The sequence below is a fragment of the Anaerotignum sp. MB30-C6 genome (assembly GCF_030908465.1).
Taxonomy (GTDB): domain Bacteria; phylum Bacillota; class Clostridia; order Lachnospirales; family Anaerotignaceae; genus Chakrabartyella.
Genome location: NZ_CP133078.1, coordinates 2,559,796 through 2,576,152, shown reverse-complemented (window position 1 = coordinate 2,576,152; position 16,357 = coordinate 2,559,796). Strand labels below are relative to the sequence as shown.

Here is a 16,357-nt window from a genome sequence, read left to right as displayed (position 1 = left end):
ACTACATAATGAAATGCGGAGGGAACTATGAAATATCAAAAGAAACAAGAAGCTAAGAAAAAAATAATATCTGCAGTTGCCTTGATTATGGCAATTATAATGGTATTGAGCTTACTTGCACCGTTTACCATTTTAGCAGCACCCGTTACCCAAGAGGTAACTACTGTGGCCGCAAATAAAGAAGAAGAAACCAAGACAGATGCGTCAGTGGATTCTTTGAAAAGTTTTGGGCAGGAGCAGTTTAGTGTTGAGGTACAAGCTGGCTTTCAAGAAAGCTATATCGTAAAAAAAGCCATGCCTGTGCGAGGGGTGATAACCAATCATGGGGAAGCATTCCATGGCGAGGTACAGATTAAAGCGTATACCCGTGCCTCTAGTTCGGACAAAGAGTATGCCATCTATTATCAAAAGCTAGACTTGGAGCAAGGTGCATCCAAGTCCATTGACATGGACGTAACCATGGGGAATATCCATAAATATATCGGTGTTTCCTTGGTGGATACAAAGGGAAATATTGTATTTCAGGATTACATTTATTTGACACCAAAAGATCCAAAAACCATTATGACTGGTGTGTTAAGCGAAAGCCCACAGGATTTAAAATATATAAATAATTTGTATTTAGCCCAACTCGAGGATGACTCCATGGAATATGGCACAGAGGTGAGTAGGAAGTATGATTTTTCTGTTTTTATGGATGAATCTACCTTCCCCAATTCCATTAATGTGCTAAATAGCTTTTCTGCATTAATCGTTGATGACTTTGATTTTTCCGTTTTATCCCAAGAGCAAGTGGATGCTCTTCACCAGTGGATTTTAGGTGGTGGTACATTGGTAGTGGGAACGGGGGCATCTGCACAGAAAACCCTGAAAGGCTTGGATTTTATATCCGATATTCACGTGGAAGGAACAACCGTTGCAAGTGGAGTACAGGGCGTAGCGGGAGTAGTTTCGTTGGCTCAGTTAAGTGGTGAAAGATTGACACAAGTTAAGCATGAAAATGGAAATAGCATTTTTTCGCAAATTCAAATAGGACAAGGGCATGTGTTGTTTAGCCATTTTTCCCTATCAGAAACGCCTATGGCAGGTCGGAATGAGACGCTTGATATGTTGCAAGAGATTTTATTGCAAGTGGCACAGCCTTCTTTTATCGTGGCAGCCCATGATGACGGTAGGGATTATGACCGTATAAGTTATATAGCTAGGGATTTTCCTCCTTTTGAAATGAGCTCTGTGTATTTAATCATAGGGGCCATTATAGTTTACATTTTGGTGGCGGGGCCTGTTATGTATCTTGTTCTAAAAAAGAAGGATAAAAGAGAAAAAGGGTGGATTATAATTCCAATACTTTCCTTTGTCTTTATGGGCTTGGTATTCTTTCTGGCTCAAAGCAGTACCTATAAAAACGGATTGATTAACACCGTTGCTTATGTTGAAATGCAAGAAGGATCCAATGTAGCCAAGGCAGATGTTGGCGTGGCATTAAAATCTTCCGGCAAAGGGGATATAACCTTTACTGGGGAAGAAAAAATGCCGATTAGCGTGGCCATTGATGATTATTATTATGATGATGGGATGGAGAATGAAAAATGCGCTTACCGTATCCTGTCTGGTGATACCACAGAGATTGTGTTTGTTGATGGATCAAGCTGGGGCACACAGTATTTTAGAACCCAAAGGAGCGTTGATTTGGGCGGAAGTATTGAAAGCACTGTAGCAATGAAAGGTGAGAAATTCATCGGCGAAATCATAAATCATACCAATGTGGATTTTTATAAAGTTGTATTGATGCTAGGTGGAAACTTGCATGAATTTGATGCTTTGGGTGCAGGAGAAACCTTAAAAGTTGAAGTTGGAAAGGATGATTTGGCTCAGGGAAATACCAACTATTATAGAGGGTATTACTATGATGACATCAGAGAAAAAGTGAGAACAGGGGAAATCACACGACAAGAGGCTTATTTGAACTATATCGAAGAAGACTTGCGGCAACAGTTTTACAATTATGAAGAAAGCATAGAATTAATACCTGTTACATTTTTTGGCTACAGTGATGCTCCTATATTAAGTGGCGAAATGGAAGTAAATGGCAAATCTGTGTTAGAAAATAATATGGTTATGTATCAACAAAGTTTTCCCTTGGAGCTGTCAAAGCAAGAAGAATTCTGGATTGGCCTTGAGGGTTCAGTAGATGGACCTGTAAAATTTGATCAGTATGATCATGGGTTTGGAGATAAGGTATATCCTTTTGAAGATTCGGAATTCTATATTGGTTATAACTTGCCGAAAGGTGTGCGTATTGATTCATTGGAGCTTCATGTGGAAGGGGAAGAAGACGGTACGTTCATGCCTGAAGATATGAAGATTTATAACAGGAAAACCCAGCAATGGGATGACTTAGCCATGGAAGAGTCCATCCAAGCCCAAGATTACCTAGATGAGAATCATCTGGTAGAGGTGTCCGTTCATTGCATGAAAGAGAGAGAAACAAAAGTTCCTAAATTATATATTCAAGGGGGTGGCCTGTTTGCTGGAAATTAAAGAATTGGTAAAAAAGTATGGGAAGTTTACGGCGGTAGATCACCTTTCAATATCCGTTGGAAAAGGGGAAATCTGCGGCTTTGTAGGGCCAAATGGTGCGGGTAAAACCACAACCATGCGAATTATGGCAGGGTTATTGAATGCAACAAGTGGCAATGTCATTATAGATGGGGTCGATGTTACGAAGAACCCTCGTGCTTTACGAGAGAAAATTGGATATATGCCTGACTTTTTTGGTGTATACGATAACTTGAAGGTTACGGAGTATATGGATTTTTATGCGGGTGCTTATGGAATTCCTTATAAGGAAAGAGGCCCCATTATGGATAACCTTTTAGAGATTGTTGATTTAGCCCATAAAAAAGACAGCTATGTTGATTCTTTATCCCGTGGGATGAAGCAAAGACTTTGTTTGGCACGAAGCCTTGTTCATGACCCAGAGCTTTTGATACTGGATGAACCTGCTTCGGGTCTTGACCCCAGAGCTAGGGTGGAAATGAAAGAGGTTTTAAAGCAACTTCAAGAAATGGGCAAAACCATTATTATTAGTTCTCATATATTGCCCGAACTTGCGGAAATGTGTACAGAAGTCTGTATTATTAATCAAGGGAAGTTGGCGGCTCAAGGCTCTGTTCAGGAAATTATGCATAAGTTGAGTCAAAAGAGGATTGTTCATGTGCGTCCCTTGAAGGAAATGGACAAAATGCTTCAAATTTTGAAGGAACAGCCCCTTGTTCGTGCCATAGTGGAAAATACAAAAGATGTGGAATTTGACTTTACAGGGACAGACGAACAGTTGGCTAATATTCTAAAGCAATTAGTCGTGGCAGATATTCCGTTACTTAGTTTTAAAGAAAAAGAGGGTAATTTGGAAGAAGTGTTTATGCAAGTAACAGGAGGTGAGGGCGTATGATGAACCCTGTATTAAGAAGGGAAGCAATTACTTCCTTACGTGGTTGGAAGAATTATGCGGTGTTAACGTTTTACTTGCTTATGATGACGCTGGGGGCAGGAATTTTCTTTTATGCAAGTGTATTTCAATCATACCGTTTTGCCTTTGATCCCCAAACGATTGTTTATTTGTATGTGGTTTTAGCGGCGATTCAGATGGCATTGGTGGTGCTTTCCGTACCTGCTTTGACTGCAGGGAGTATCAGTGGTGAGAGAGAGAGACAAACCTTAGATTTGTTATTGGTAACGAAACTTTCCCCATTTTCTATTGTAATTGGAAAGTTACTATCCTCTATGGCTTTTGTATTATTGCTGATTATTAGCACGTTGCCTGTGTTCTCCATTGTGTTTTACTTTGGTAGTGTGGGTATTGGGGCACTGTTGGGAATGATCGGTTTTACTTTAACAACGGCATTTATGCTTGGCGGAATCTCCATATTTTTTTCCTGTATTTACAAAAGAACCGTAGTTTCCATTATGTTGGTTTATATTATTACCGGTGTATTATGTTTTGGTACGTTAATATTGGCAGCATTGCATATTTTTGTGAGGAGCTATCAAGACCCATCTATGGCGGAAATGATTGTAATGTTGATTCCGAACCCAGGGGTTGGATTCTTTTCCTTAGTTGACAGCCAGATTGGTACAAACATTACACAAGAAGTACTTTACAATGGGGGCAACGGCACCCAGAGCTCATTTATTCTTTGGGCAGCTAAGAATATATGGATGCTGCATATGGCATTTCAGCTTGTGGTAGGCTCCATTTTTATTATTCTGGCGGCAGGGCTAATCAACCCTGTTCGTGAGCATAAACAAAAAAACAAAAGCACACAGACAAAGAAGAAAATGAAAAAAGAGAAAAAAGGCGAGGAATAAGATATGGGCAAACTTCAAACCCTATTGGCTCCATTAAAAAGAAAGCTTTTTTTAGAAGGGTTTTTACAAAAACTAATTTACTTTTGGATGGCGGCAAGTATCGTTGGACTTGCCGTTATCGTGCTGTCCAAAATCGTATTTATGCCAGATGCACTGAACTTTGTGTTTGGAACTTTTGGGGCTGCTTTTCTTTTGGCGTTCTTATACGCTTTTGTCAAACGGCCGAAACTGCAGGAAGCGGCAAAGGCGGCGGATGCATTAGGCGGGCAAGAACGTATGGTAACGGCTTTAGAATTATTGGGAAAAGACGAGACTTCGAAAATTGAAAAAATGGCAATAGAGGACGGAATGAAGGTGGGAAGTCAAATTGAGTTTGCAAAAGCCTATCGGTTACGACTTCACAAAAAACCATTTCATTGGATGATACTTTTTATTATTTTGATGATGGCAACAGGATTTTTACCATCTCCACGGGAAGAAAAAGCCCAAGTTTATGCGAAGGCAAAGCTTGAGCAGGTGGAAAAAGTGATTAAAGAAGTTGAAAAGGACGAGACCCTGACTGGGGAGGAAAAGAAGCTTTTACAAAAAGAAATGAAGGGGCTTTCAAAGAAATTAAAGCGAGTTGCCAGTAAAGAGGCTGGGGAGACGGCAGTGCAAAAAGCCCAGCAAGAGCTGAAGAAACTTGAAAAAGATAGTGTTTCCAAGGACTTGAAACAGTTGGCTCAGGAGTTTGCGAAAGATGGGATGACGGCACCTTTGGCGGAGGCCGCGGAAAAAGGTGATGCAAAAGCCATAGAAGGCGCCATAGCAAAGCTTCAGGAACAGCTCCAACAGCTTTCCAAGGAACAACTTGCTGCATTAGGTGAACGGATGGGAGCGGCTGCATCTCAGATGTCCAATGAAGCGTTGGCGAAGGCCTTGGAACAACTGGCGGAAGCCTTGGCAAATGGGGAAATATCCTCTGGCCTTTTCGATCAATTAAGTAAGCAGATGACGGCACAAAGTGCCCAAAATGCAGAGTTAAGAAAAGCACTGTTGGATGCCAATAAAAAGTTAGGGAAAACAGGAGTTCAGCCAGCTGCTGCTGGTCAAGGACAGGATCAAGGCCAAGGCCAAGGACAGGGACAAGGCCAAGGACAGGGTCAAGGTTCAGGTCAAGGTCGAGGCAGTGGTCATGTTGAAGGCGAAGAAATTTTTACAAGAAAAGCGGCAGAAAAAAACCATTATGATACCCAAGTAAGTGGTGCGAAAAACGAGGGTGGCGATAGTTCTTTTACACAACAAAAAACCATTGGTGAAGATGGAGAACGATTACCTTATGAACAGGTTTTCCATAGTTATCAAAATGATGCTATGAAGGCATTGGAAGAACAAAACACCCCTTATGGTATGCGGCAGTTGGTTTCTGATTATTTTTCAACTTTAGAAAAATAGGTGATTAGGTGGGACACCTTTTTCACCCTTTGAAGCATTGAAGAATAATCTCTGTGGTGAAATAAAATCATATTAGGCATCTATCATTAAAGATTTACTGAAATAAGAAAATGAATTGAGGAAAGGGGGGAGTACATGCGTTTTTTTACCCCATGGGGATTACTTGCTTTGTTTGCAATACCCACCATAATTTTGATGTATTTATTGAAACAAAAATATAAGGAAACGAAAGTTCCCAGTCTGTACCTTTGGAAAAAGGCGCTTCCAGAGTCAAAAGCTCAAGAACCTTGGCAGAAATTAAGAAAGAATATCCTCTTATTTTTGCAGATCGCTGCTGCTGCTCTTTTGGCTTTTGCTTTGGGTGGACCATATATTATGGGGAAAAGTCAGGTGGTTGATTATGTATTAGCTTTGGACTGCTCCATGAGTATGCAAGCGACGGATGTGGAGGAGAGTAGGTTTTTAGAGGCAAAAAAGGACATGATGCGTCTGGTTGACGAGGCTGCGCCGCAATCCTCTTTTTCTGTGGTACTTTTACAGGAGGAGCCAAACTTAGTTTTAAGCGGCGCCAATGAAAAACAAGAAGTTTTACGCTGTATTCAGGAGGTTCAGGTAACAGATGGCGGCGTTTCTTGGGACAAGGCAAAGACAATTTTAGAGGCGGAAAGAGATGTTTTAGGCGGGGAAATTATTGTTTTTGGTGACGATTATGGTAACTTAGGTGCGTTACCCGCCCAGGAGCAAGTGTATAACAAAGGTGGAAATAATAGCGCATTATCTATGCTTTCTTATACGGAACAAGAGGATGGTCTTTCAGTTTTGACTCGCTTAGAAAACTGGGGAATTGGCGGTGAGGAAAAAACCGTTACGCTTTATACTGACGATGCTGTTTTTGATACAAAGAGCTTTACCCTTGAAAGAGGAGAAACCGTGGATGTGACATTTCGTGGCGTACCAAAGGAGACGGAATCTATTCTCGTTCGCTTGTTTCCTGAAGACGATTTGACCACGGATAATATGCGTTATCAGGGAATTTCTACAGCGAACAACGAGAAGGTACTTTTGGTGACAGAAAGCAATTTATTTTTGGAAAAAGCCCTTTCATTGGTAGACCAGATGGAGCTATATAAAACAACGCCGGAAAAAGCAAAAAATTTATCGGGTTATGGGTTATATATTTATGATAGTTGTTTGCCTGAAACTTTGCCTGAGGATGGTTTTGTCATGTTATTTAACCCACCAAAGAATGGATATGTGACATTAGGTAACGAGAAGGATATTCTTACCACAGCCCGCACCATGGGCAACACAGGGCTTTCTGATATTTCGTCCATCTCATTTGAAGTTGCAAAGGGGAATCCCATTCAGGCGTCTTGGGGTAAGCCCTTAATCCGTTCTGGAGAGGATACCTTGGCGGTGTTTGGTGAGTATCAAGGAAAGAAAATGGCGGTATTTGGGTTTGATTTACACGACTCGGACTTGCCTTTAACTGCGGGTTTTCCTATTTTGCTTTATCGCCTTGGGGAATGGTTTTTCCCAGAAGGAGAAGACGGACTAAGTCAGCAGCAAGCAGGTACGGCTATTTCATTTTCATTGCGGCCTGAGACGGAAAAAGCTTGGGTGCTGTCGCCAGAAGGAAATAAAATTGTTGTAGCACCACCCTTCCCCGCTTTACCTTTTACCAAAACCCAGAAGACAGGTTTATACTCCTTGGTTGAAGAAGATGGAAGTGGGAACCAAACCACGCAAGTTTTTGGTGTTAATGCTAAAACTGAGGGGGAGTCTAATTTGACTTTAAAGGGTGAAAAGACAGCGTTGGAGGGAGCAGAGGCAAAAACCATTGGGGTAGGAAAGCCATTGCGAAACTTATTGCTTCTAATTTTATGTATCATACTGATGATAGAATGGCGGGTGAATTGCCGTGAACATTGATTTTATGAAACCTCATTGGTTATGGCTTTTGCCTATCGTAATTATATTTATTTTGTATACGGCTAGGAAGGGGCGGTTTGCCTCAGCATTTCGCCGCAGGCTTTATACAGGCGTACGCATTGCTGTTTGTATTTGCATTGTGATGGCAATGGCTACCCCGCAAATTTCTAAAAAGTCGGACATTACTGCAACGGTATTTGCCATGGACCGCTCTGCCAGCGTGAAGAGTGTTGATACAAGCGGTTTTATGAAAGAAGTAAATGAAACTAGGGGCAAAAAAGATAGTGTAGGTATGGTATGTTTCGGTAAAGATGCAGGGGTGGAAGCGTTACCCTCCATAGAAGGAAGTTTACCTACCAATGGATTCCTCACGTATGTGGATGAGGGTGCATCGGATTTAGCCTCAGCGTTGAAACTTTCGGGAAGTATTTTGCCAAAGGATGCGGCAAAGCGTATTGTATTGGTTTCCGATGGTGAAGAAACCACATCAGATGCATTGTTGGAAGCCAGAGCGTTGGCGGCTCAAGGTGTAACCATTGATGTTTTTCCTTTAGCGAAAGAAATGGGGCAAGAGGTACAAATTACAGCCTTGGAATTGCCTACGATTATTAATAAAAATACGGCTTATGATATTGCCGTTCGTATTGACTCAAATGTGGATACCCCTATGGTAATCCGTCTTTACAAAGGGAATACTTTGATTGCAAATGAGAAGGCAAGTGTTTCTTCCGGAGAAAGTCGTATCGTATTTACTGATATTACTGCTGAGGGTGGTGGTGTTTCTTATCGGGCGGAAATCACCCCTGAAAAAGATACCCAAAGTAAAAACAACAAATTCTATGCCTACACTTATATTGACGACGTACCCAGAGTGTTATTGATTGGGGATGGAGAAGATACTTTGGGTTGGAATGGTATTGTTTCTGCCTCGCAATTACAGGTGGACATGGTGACGGCAGGGGCCGTACCTGTGTCTACGGAGCGACTACAGGGCTATGATTGTATCGTTATGGCTAACGTGGCCGTAGAAGACTTACCTGATGGATTTTTAGAGGTTTTAGAGGCATATGTACGAACATTAGGCGGAGGCCTAATTGTCAGCGGTGGGGACAAGTCCTATGCCTTAGGTGGATATTTTAACACCCAATTGGAGGATATGCTCCCCGTGGATATGGAGCTAAAGACCGAAGGGGAAGAGCCTGATTTAGCAATGATTATGGTAATTGACCGTTCGGGAAGTATGACCGCTGGGGGTTACGGAGTAACCCAATTGGAGATGGCCAAAGAAGCGGCCATTCGTAGCTTAGATGGCTTCAAAGAAAAAGACCAGGTGGGCATCATAACTTTTGATGATCAGTTTCAGTGGACGGTGCCCATGACCAAGGTGAGTGGAAATAAAGCTTCCATCCAAGAGCAGATTGGAAAAATCCAAGCAGGTGGCGGAACCAGTATTTTACCTGGTTTAACAGAAGCTGTGGACACCTTAGCCAAAACAAATGCCAAGGAAAAGCATATCATTTTGTTAACGGATGGTCAGGCAGAGCAGGAGGGTTATACCCCTGTTCTAAGCAGAATGAAAAATAGCGGAATTACCCTTTCCTCCGTAGCCGTTGGTGGCGGGGCGGATGTAAGCCTTTTAATGAGACTGGCCAATGAGGGGAATGGACGATATTACTTTACGGATGAATTTACGGACTTGCCCAGTATCTTTGCCAAAGAAACTTTGCTGGCAGGAAAAGAATACTTGAATAATCGTAAATTTTATCCCAAACAAAAGGATGCATCGGCAATTTTATCTTCCGTATCATCGGTACCTTTGCTAGAAGGGTATATTGGCACAACTAGAAAAAGTAGGGCTGATACCGTTCTGGTCAGCGACCGAGAGGAGCCTATTCTTGCTGCATGGCAATATGGACTAGGTAGGACAGTGGCCTGGACCCCTGATGTTGGGGGCACATGGACGAGGGAGTGGCTATCTGCTCAGGAAGGAAGTACTGTGTTAAGGAATGCCGTGGGATGGGCAATGAATGCCCAGATGGCCCAAGACATGAAACTGACAGCACTAAGTGGTGCGAAGAAAAGCACGTTGCGTCTGGAGATGCCTTTTGATGAAGAAATAACGGGTGTGGATGCCACGGTATTAAATTCCCAAGGGGAATCTTATGAAACCCAATTAACGATGACTGCTCCTGGCGTTTACGAGGGCGAGATAGAGACAGCGGAAGAAGGCGCTTACGTTGCCAATTTATCCATTGCAAAAAAGGTAGGGACAGAGCATTATAACACAGGGTTTGCCCTTTCCTATCCCCCTGAATATGATATTACCAAAAAGGGCGGAGGAGCAGCATTATTACAGCAAATTAGCAATGCTAGTGGTGGTAGGGTTTTGGAAAGTGGTAAACAGGTCTTTGAAGGAGAACCTTTGGCTGTGGTAAGCCAAAAGGATTTGACTGTATTTTTAATGGTTTTAGGTTTGCTTTTATTTTTGTTGGATATTGCTTTGCGACGTTTTTCCGTTTTGGTATTACGTTTAGAGAGTGTCTTGTCTCAAAAAGGCAGCAAGGCGAAAGGGGGAACAAAGCCGAAGCCAAAGTCAAAGCCTGCCATGGATTTAAAAGTGGAACAAACCTCCAAAGTTTCTGAGCCGAAAGAGGCTGCTAAAAAAACAACGCAGGAAGTTTCTTCCCAAAGTACGGCTGAAAAGCTTGCAGCGGCAAGGAAAAAACGTAATAATTGATAAACATTCTTTATATTTCATAAAAATGTAATGTTAATTATTAGAATTTTTATTGAAATTTAAAAAATACTCCGTTATGATAGACTTATTGGCCTATTTTAAAAATTTGGCCATTTATATAACGGCGTATTTTTTTATTTGACGGAATCTTTTCTTTTTTATAAAAAAGAGCTTTAAAAAGCAACTTTTGTAATCAATCGGACTATAATGAATGAAGTCGATTCTGTTTAATTGAAATATAAAGGCAGCCGTAGAAGTAGGGGGAGAATGGATGGAAGGACAAAATGGTGGAAAGCGTTTTAGAAGCCAACGGAAAAAAAAGAAGAAAGGTATTTTTCTTGGTGTGGCAATTTTATGCTTTTGTCTAGCGGGCGGATACTTTGCTTATGCGTATAATCAAAATCAAAAGATAAAGGAGATTCTAGCACAAAAGGGAATTTATGAAGGAATTACCATTGATGGCATTGATGTTGGCGGATTAAGCAAAGAGGCAGCCATGGACATGTTAGTTAAGACCCATGGAAAGGATGCTGCAAACCAAAGTTTAGTGCTTTTTTATGAAAATGAAGAATGGGTTTACGCATTCAAAGACATAGGTGCTGAATATCAAGTGGATGAAGCGGTGGAAGCGGCGTATAACTTTGGTAGAACAGGCACGGAAAAAGAGAACATGCAGGTGGTTTCTAATTTGATTAGAAATGGCCAAGAAATCCCTTTGGAATTCACTTATGACGATAGAAAAATGCAGGATAAGCTGATTGAAGTTTCAGAGCAGTTTAATCAAGAAGCCCAAAATAGTAGCATGAAGCGGGCGAATGGGAAATTTGTAATTGAAAAAGAAGTGCAAGGGCGAAAAATGGATCTAGAAGGAACAATGATAAATGTGGATCGTGTGGTTGAAAGCATGCAAGGTGGCAGAGCGGCAATTATTGCTGATGTGACGGAGCCAGAAATCACCTATGAGGACAATCAGCATGTAGCGGATTTAATTGGTTCCTACTCCACAAAATATACGGCCTATGATAAAAATAGAAATACCAATTTGGTTGTTGGTTGTCAATATCTGAATGGAACCCTGATTGCACCGGGCCAGGTGTTCTCGGCATCGGAAGGTTTAGGTGAGCAAACCTATAAGCGAGGATATCGTGATGCAGGGGTTTATGTAAATGGTAAGGTTGAGGCAGGAATGGGCGGCGGTGTTTGTCAGATTACTTCTACACTATATAATGCGGCTATTTATGCAGAATTGGAAATTGTGGAAAGACACCCGCATTCTATGACTGTTGGATATGTTCCTTTGGGCCGTGATGCTGCCATTGCAGGGAATTATAAGGATTTGAAAATCAAGAATAACACAGAATATCCCATTTATTTAGAAACATATGCTTCTAATGGCGTATTAGAAGTTAAGCTATATGGCCATGAAATTCATGAAGCGGGCAGGAAGGTGGAATTTGAAACGGTTTATGAGGCTACAATTCCAAAGCCTGATGAGATTGTGAAAGAAGATCCTGAAAAGGTAGAAGGGGAGCGAGAAGTCACCCATACCGGTAGAACAGGATCCAAGGTTTCCGTATATAAGAAAGTGCTCCAAAATGGGAAACAAATAAGTAAAGATAGGTTTAGTAGTTCTTCATATCGTGCCGTTGCCGATGAAGTGACGGTTGGAACCAAAAAAGTGGAGACGGAGAATGAACCTGTTTTTGTACCTGTTCCTCAGGAACCTAGTTTTGTAACGGATCCTATTGGCGAAAATTCCTTTGGAATACAATAAAATCAAATGGAAAAGAGTACCTCTGAAACAAATATCGATTCAGGGGTATTTTCTGTACGAAAGGACGGAAAGTGAATGTTCAAAATTGGGAAGATTCCCCCGGAAATATTGGAGTCTATTGTGATGAACCCTATCAGGAAAAATACCGTTAAGAGAGACGATATTTTATTGCGCCCAAAAACGGGCGAGGACTGTTCTGTGGTTGATTTACAAGGGGAAATGTGCGTGTTATCCACGGATCCAATTACGGGGGCAGCCAAGGATATTGGTTATTTAGCTGTACAGATTAACTGTAATGATATTTATTCCGCAGGAGCAGAACCAGTAGGGATATTGCTAACAGTTTTGCTGCCAGAAAGTAGCGATGAAGAGGATTTGAAAGAAATCATCGAAGGGGCGTTAAAAGGTGCAGAAGAGTTAGGCATTGAAATTTTGGGAGGACACACGGAAGTTACCGATGCCGTCTGTAAGCCCATTGTTTCTGCCGCAGTGATTGGAAAAAGCCGCAAAAGAAACATCGTTCAAACAGGTGGTGCCCAGGTTGGTCAAGATGTCATTATGACCAAGTGGGCAGGATTGGAAGGTACTGCAATCATTGCCAAAGAGTATGAAGAAGAATTGGTGAAAGGACTGCCTTTAGAAGTGGTTCAAGCTGCACAAGGCATGAAGAATTTTCTTTCTGTTGGAACGGAGTCTTTGATTGCAGTCGAACATGGGGCAACAGCCATGCATGATGCCACGGAGGGTGGCATATTGGGTGCCGTTTGGGAAGTGGCAGAATGTTCCCAAACGGGCGTTGAGATTTGGCAGGATAGAATTCCTTTAAAAGAAGAAACAAAGATAATTTGTAATCAGGCAAATATTGACCCTTTGCGTCTCATTTCCAGTGGGACAATGATTATTACAACCCAGGATGGCCAGGAGCTGCTGAAAAAGTTATCTGCCCATGGTATCGAAGGGGCAATCATCGGTCGGATTACGGAAGAGGAACGTATTTTAGTCACAGCCCAAGGAAGATGCTTGCTGGAGGAACCCAAAAGTGACGCAATATATCAAGTGAAATTTTTGTGATACAACTGGACATAAGAGAAAGGCTGATGAAAATGAGAGATTTTGTAGCAAAGCATGTAGCTGATTTACCGCCTTCGGGCATACGAAAGTTTTTTGACGTTGTAGCTACAATGCCAGATGTGGTGTCTTTGGGGGTTGGGGAACCAGATTTTAAAACCCCTGAGCGTGTAAGGCAGGCTGCCATCGACTTACTGGAAGAGGGAAGAACCAGATATACAGCGAACTTGGGAATACCTGCCTTAAGAGAGCGTATTTCCCATTACTTAGGAAGACGTTTCCATACGGTTTATGACCCTGCCAGTCAGATTTTGTGTACCATTGGTGCGTCTGAGGCCATTGACGTTGCCCTACGCACCATTTTAGAGCCTGGTGATGAGGTTTTGGTGATTGAACCTTGTTATGTTTCTTATAAACCATCTATTATCTTGCAGCATGGTGTGCCAATTGTTGTTACAACAAAGGTTAAAAATGATTTTAAACTTATGCCAGAAGAATTAGAAGAGGCCATTACGGAAAAAACAAAAGCAATTATTTTGCCTTATCCCAATAACCCCACAGGGGCGATTATGGAAAAGGAAGATTTGGAAAAAATTGCGCCGATTTTAATCAAACATGATTTGTTGGTTATTTCTGATGAAATTTACGCCGAGTTAACCTATGGCGCAAAGGATCATGTTTCCATTGCCTCTATCGATGGGATGTATGAAAGAACCATTGTATTAAATGGCTTTTCAAAATCCTTCGCCATGACAGGGTGGCGTTTAGGCTATGCAGCAGGACCCAAGGATTTAATTGCCCAAATGAACAAAATTCACGCTTATGTAGTTATGAGCGCCCCAGTTATGAGCCAGCAGGCTGCCATTGAAGCATTAAGGGATGATACCCTCTGTGATGAAGATGTGAGTGTTATGAGGCAGGCATATGATGAAAGAAGAAAGTACCTCCTTGGTGAGTTCCATAGACTTGGTTTGCCTTGTTTTGAGCCAAAGGGAGCCTTTTATGTGTTTCCGTCTATTCAAAAAACAGGCATGGGTTCGGAGGGATTTTGCGAAAAGCTTCTTTTTAAAAGCGGCGTAGCAGTTGTTCCTGGAAATGCTTTTGGTGAATGTGGAGAGGGATTTGTCCGCATTTCCTATGCTTATAGCGTGGAGGAGCTAAAGGTCTGTATAGAGAAAATTGAAAAGTTCTTGCTTGAAAATAATCGTTAACTAAAAGTGGTGTTTTGGATGAAATCCGAGCACCACTTTTTTATGTAAATTGATGTAGAGGCTAGGCGTAAGGAATGCTCCCAAACTTCTTACAATAAGAGATGTATTCTCAACGAAATAAGGAGAAAATAAGATTATAGAATGTTTTAGAATAAAGTAGCATATATTCATTTGTTTTTCCTTATAATTCATTGACGTAGGTTGAAAAATATGAGATGATATACTAAAATTTTAACATTTAGTAAAAAGGAGAGAAATGAGCTTGGACACAGACGGAGATAATGACGCCGATATCAGTGTGAAATGTTTATTTGTCAATAAGATTTTGAATACAAGGGTATACTTTGCCTATAACGAATAACGTTACAGGTGAGGTATGCCTTTTTATGTTTTTTTGTAAGGTCAATAAGGAGGAAGAGTTGATGTTTTTGGTTCCGATACTATTACAGGTGTTTTTGATTACATTAAATGCAGTCTTTGCAAGTGCGGAGATAGCGGTAATCTCCATGAATGACAATAAAATGAAGCGTATGGCCATGAGTGGGGATAAACGGGCGAAAAGGTTGCTTGCCCTAACAGACCAGCCTGCACGATTTTTAGCTACAATACAGGTGGCTATTACATTGGCAGGGTTGCTGGGGAGTGCATTTGCCGCTGAAAACTTTGCTGGGGAGCTGGCGCAGTTGTTGCAAAATGGGGGTATTGAGGCACCGTTAAATGTTTTACGCTCCTTTTGTGTATTTATAATTACATTGATTTTGGCTTACTTTAACTTGGTTTTTGGGGAGTTGGTACCCAAGCGTGTGGCCATGAAAAATGCTGAGAAACTGGCTTTAGCCATGAGCGGAATGTTGAAAACCGTTGCAAAAATATTTGCGCCACTGGTTTGGCTGTTGACGGTATCCACCAATGGTATTTTGCGTTTGATGCGTATAGACCCCGAGGATGAAGAAGATATTATTTCAGAAGAAGAAATTTTTATGATGTTAGATCAGGGCAATGAAAGAGGTACCATTGATATAGAAGAAAGTACATTTATTAGAAATGTTTTTGCCTTTGACGACATCCCTGTGGAACAGGCTTGTACCCATCGTGTGGATGTGGTAATGCTGGAAATCGAAGATGATATGGAAACTTGGGAAAAAATCATTTTGGAAAATCGATTTACTTACTTTCCTATTTGTGGTGAAGATAGTGATGATATCTTGGGTGTTTTAGATACAAAAACATATTTCCGTTTGCAAGATAAGAGTAGGGAAACTGTTATGGCTGAAGCCGTAGATAAGCCATATTTAGTTCCTGAAACAATGAAAGCCGACGTATTATTAAAGAATATGAGGGCCAACAGAAACCATTTTGCTTTGGTTTTAGATGAGTATGGTGGTGTGAGTGGTATCATTACCTTGCGGGACTTAATTCATCTTTTAATTGGGGATATGCTTGAGGATATGGAAGAAGAAGAAATTTTAAGTATTTCAGAAGATACATGGCGTATTATGGGTTGTGCTTCATTAGAGGATGTAAGTGATGAGTTAAACATTCCTTTACCTGTGGAAGAGTATGAGACTTATGGTGGGTTTATTTTTAGTGAGCTGGGTAAAATCCCTGAAGATGGAACCCAGTTTACCATTGAGACATCAGGCATGGAAATTCAGGTGAATCAGGTGGAAAACCATCGAATTGGTGAGACCATCGTAAGGGTGGTTCCAAGAGTAGACGAGGATAATCAGGAAGAGTAATACAGTTTTAGTTGAAGAGTTAATTTTAATATGCTATACTGAAACCGTAAGCATCTTTGGAGAGTCCCCATTGTAAGGACTCTCTAAATTT

The 16,357-nt window shown here is 41.3% G+C and carries 10 protein-coding genes; all 10 read left to right on the top strand.

Features of this window, described 5'->3' with window-relative positions; all coding sequences use genetic code 11:
• Window positions 1-27: 27 nt before the first annotated feature.
• The 10 genes from RBQ60_RS12605 (at window position 28) to RBQ60_RS12560 (ending at window position 16,266) form a co-directional block, all read left to right on the top strand.
• Entirely contained in the window at window positions 28-2,541 is a 2,514-nt protein-coding gene (locus tag RBQ60_RS12605) for a hypothetical protein (protein ID WP_307884035.1), read from the top strand.
• Window positions 2,519-3,454 carry an ATP-binding cassette domain-containing protein gene (locus RBQ60_RS12600; protein WP_442871370.1) on the top strand — a complete coding sequence of 312 codons (936 nt, stop codon included), beginning with the start codon at window positions 2,519-2,521 and terminating at the stop codon, window positions 3,452-3,454. Before RBQ60_RS12605 ends, RBQ60_RS12600 begins: the two co-directional genes overlap by 23 nt.
• Window positions 3,451-4,371 carry an ABC transporter permease gene (locus tag RBQ60_RS12595; RefSeq protein ID WP_307884033.1) on the top strand — a complete coding sequence of 307 codons (921 nt, stop codon included), beginning with the start codon at window positions 3,451-3,453 and terminating at the stop codon, window positions 4,369-4,371. Before RBQ60_RS12600 ends, RBQ60_RS12595 begins: the two co-directional genes overlap by 4 nt.
• Before the next feature lie 3 nt (window positions 4,372-4,374).
• Complete coding sequence (locus RBQ60_RS12590; RefSeq protein WP_307884032.1) at window positions 4,375-5,805, top strand: hypothetical protein; 1,431 nt, start codon at window positions 4,375-4,377, stop codon at window positions 5,803-5,805.
• A gap of 135 nt (window positions 5,806-5,940) precedes the next feature.
• Window positions 5,941-7,737 (top strand): vWA domain-containing protein, encoded by a 1,797-nt coding sequence (locus RBQ60_RS12585; protein WP_307884031.1) that lies wholly within the window; start codon window positions 5,941-5,943, stop codon window positions 7,735-7,737.
• On the top strand, window positions 7,727-10,474 hold the full coding sequence (locus RBQ60_RS12580) for a VWA domain-containing protein (protein WP_307884030.1): 2,748 nt from the start codon (window positions 7,727-7,729) through the stop codon (window positions 10,472-10,474). Before RBQ60_RS12585 ends, RBQ60_RS12580 begins: the two co-directional genes overlap by 11 nt.
• A 271-nt stretch (window positions 10,475-10,745) precedes the next feature.
• The gene (locus RBQ60_RS12575; protein WP_307884029.1) at window positions 10,746-12,248 is read left to right on the top strand and encodes a VanW family protein; all 1,503 of its coding nucleotides are present in this window, start codon (window positions 10,746-10,748) and stop codon (window positions 12,246-12,248) included.
• Window positions 12,249-12,323: 75 nt separating this feature from the next.
• Complete coding sequence (locus tag RBQ60_RS12570) at window positions 12,324-13,319, top strand: AIR synthase family protein (protein WP_307884028.1); 996 nt, start codon at window positions 12,324-12,326, stop codon at window positions 13,317-13,319.
• 32 nt (window positions 13,320-13,351) lie between these two features.
• Window positions 13,352-14,527, top strand: coding sequence for an aminotransferase class I/II-fold pyridoxal phosphate-dependent enzyme (locus RBQ60_RS12565; RefSeq protein ID WP_307886018.1), 1,176 nt, complete (start codon window positions 13,352-13,354; stop codon window positions 14,525-14,527).
• A 422-nt stretch (window positions 14,528-14,949) separates the two neighbouring features.
• Entirely contained in the window at window positions 14,950-16,266 is a 1,317-nt protein-coding gene (locus RBQ60_RS12560) for a hemolysin family protein (RefSeq protein ID WP_307884027.1), read from the top strand.
• Window positions 16,267-16,357 lie beyond the last annotated feature (91 nt).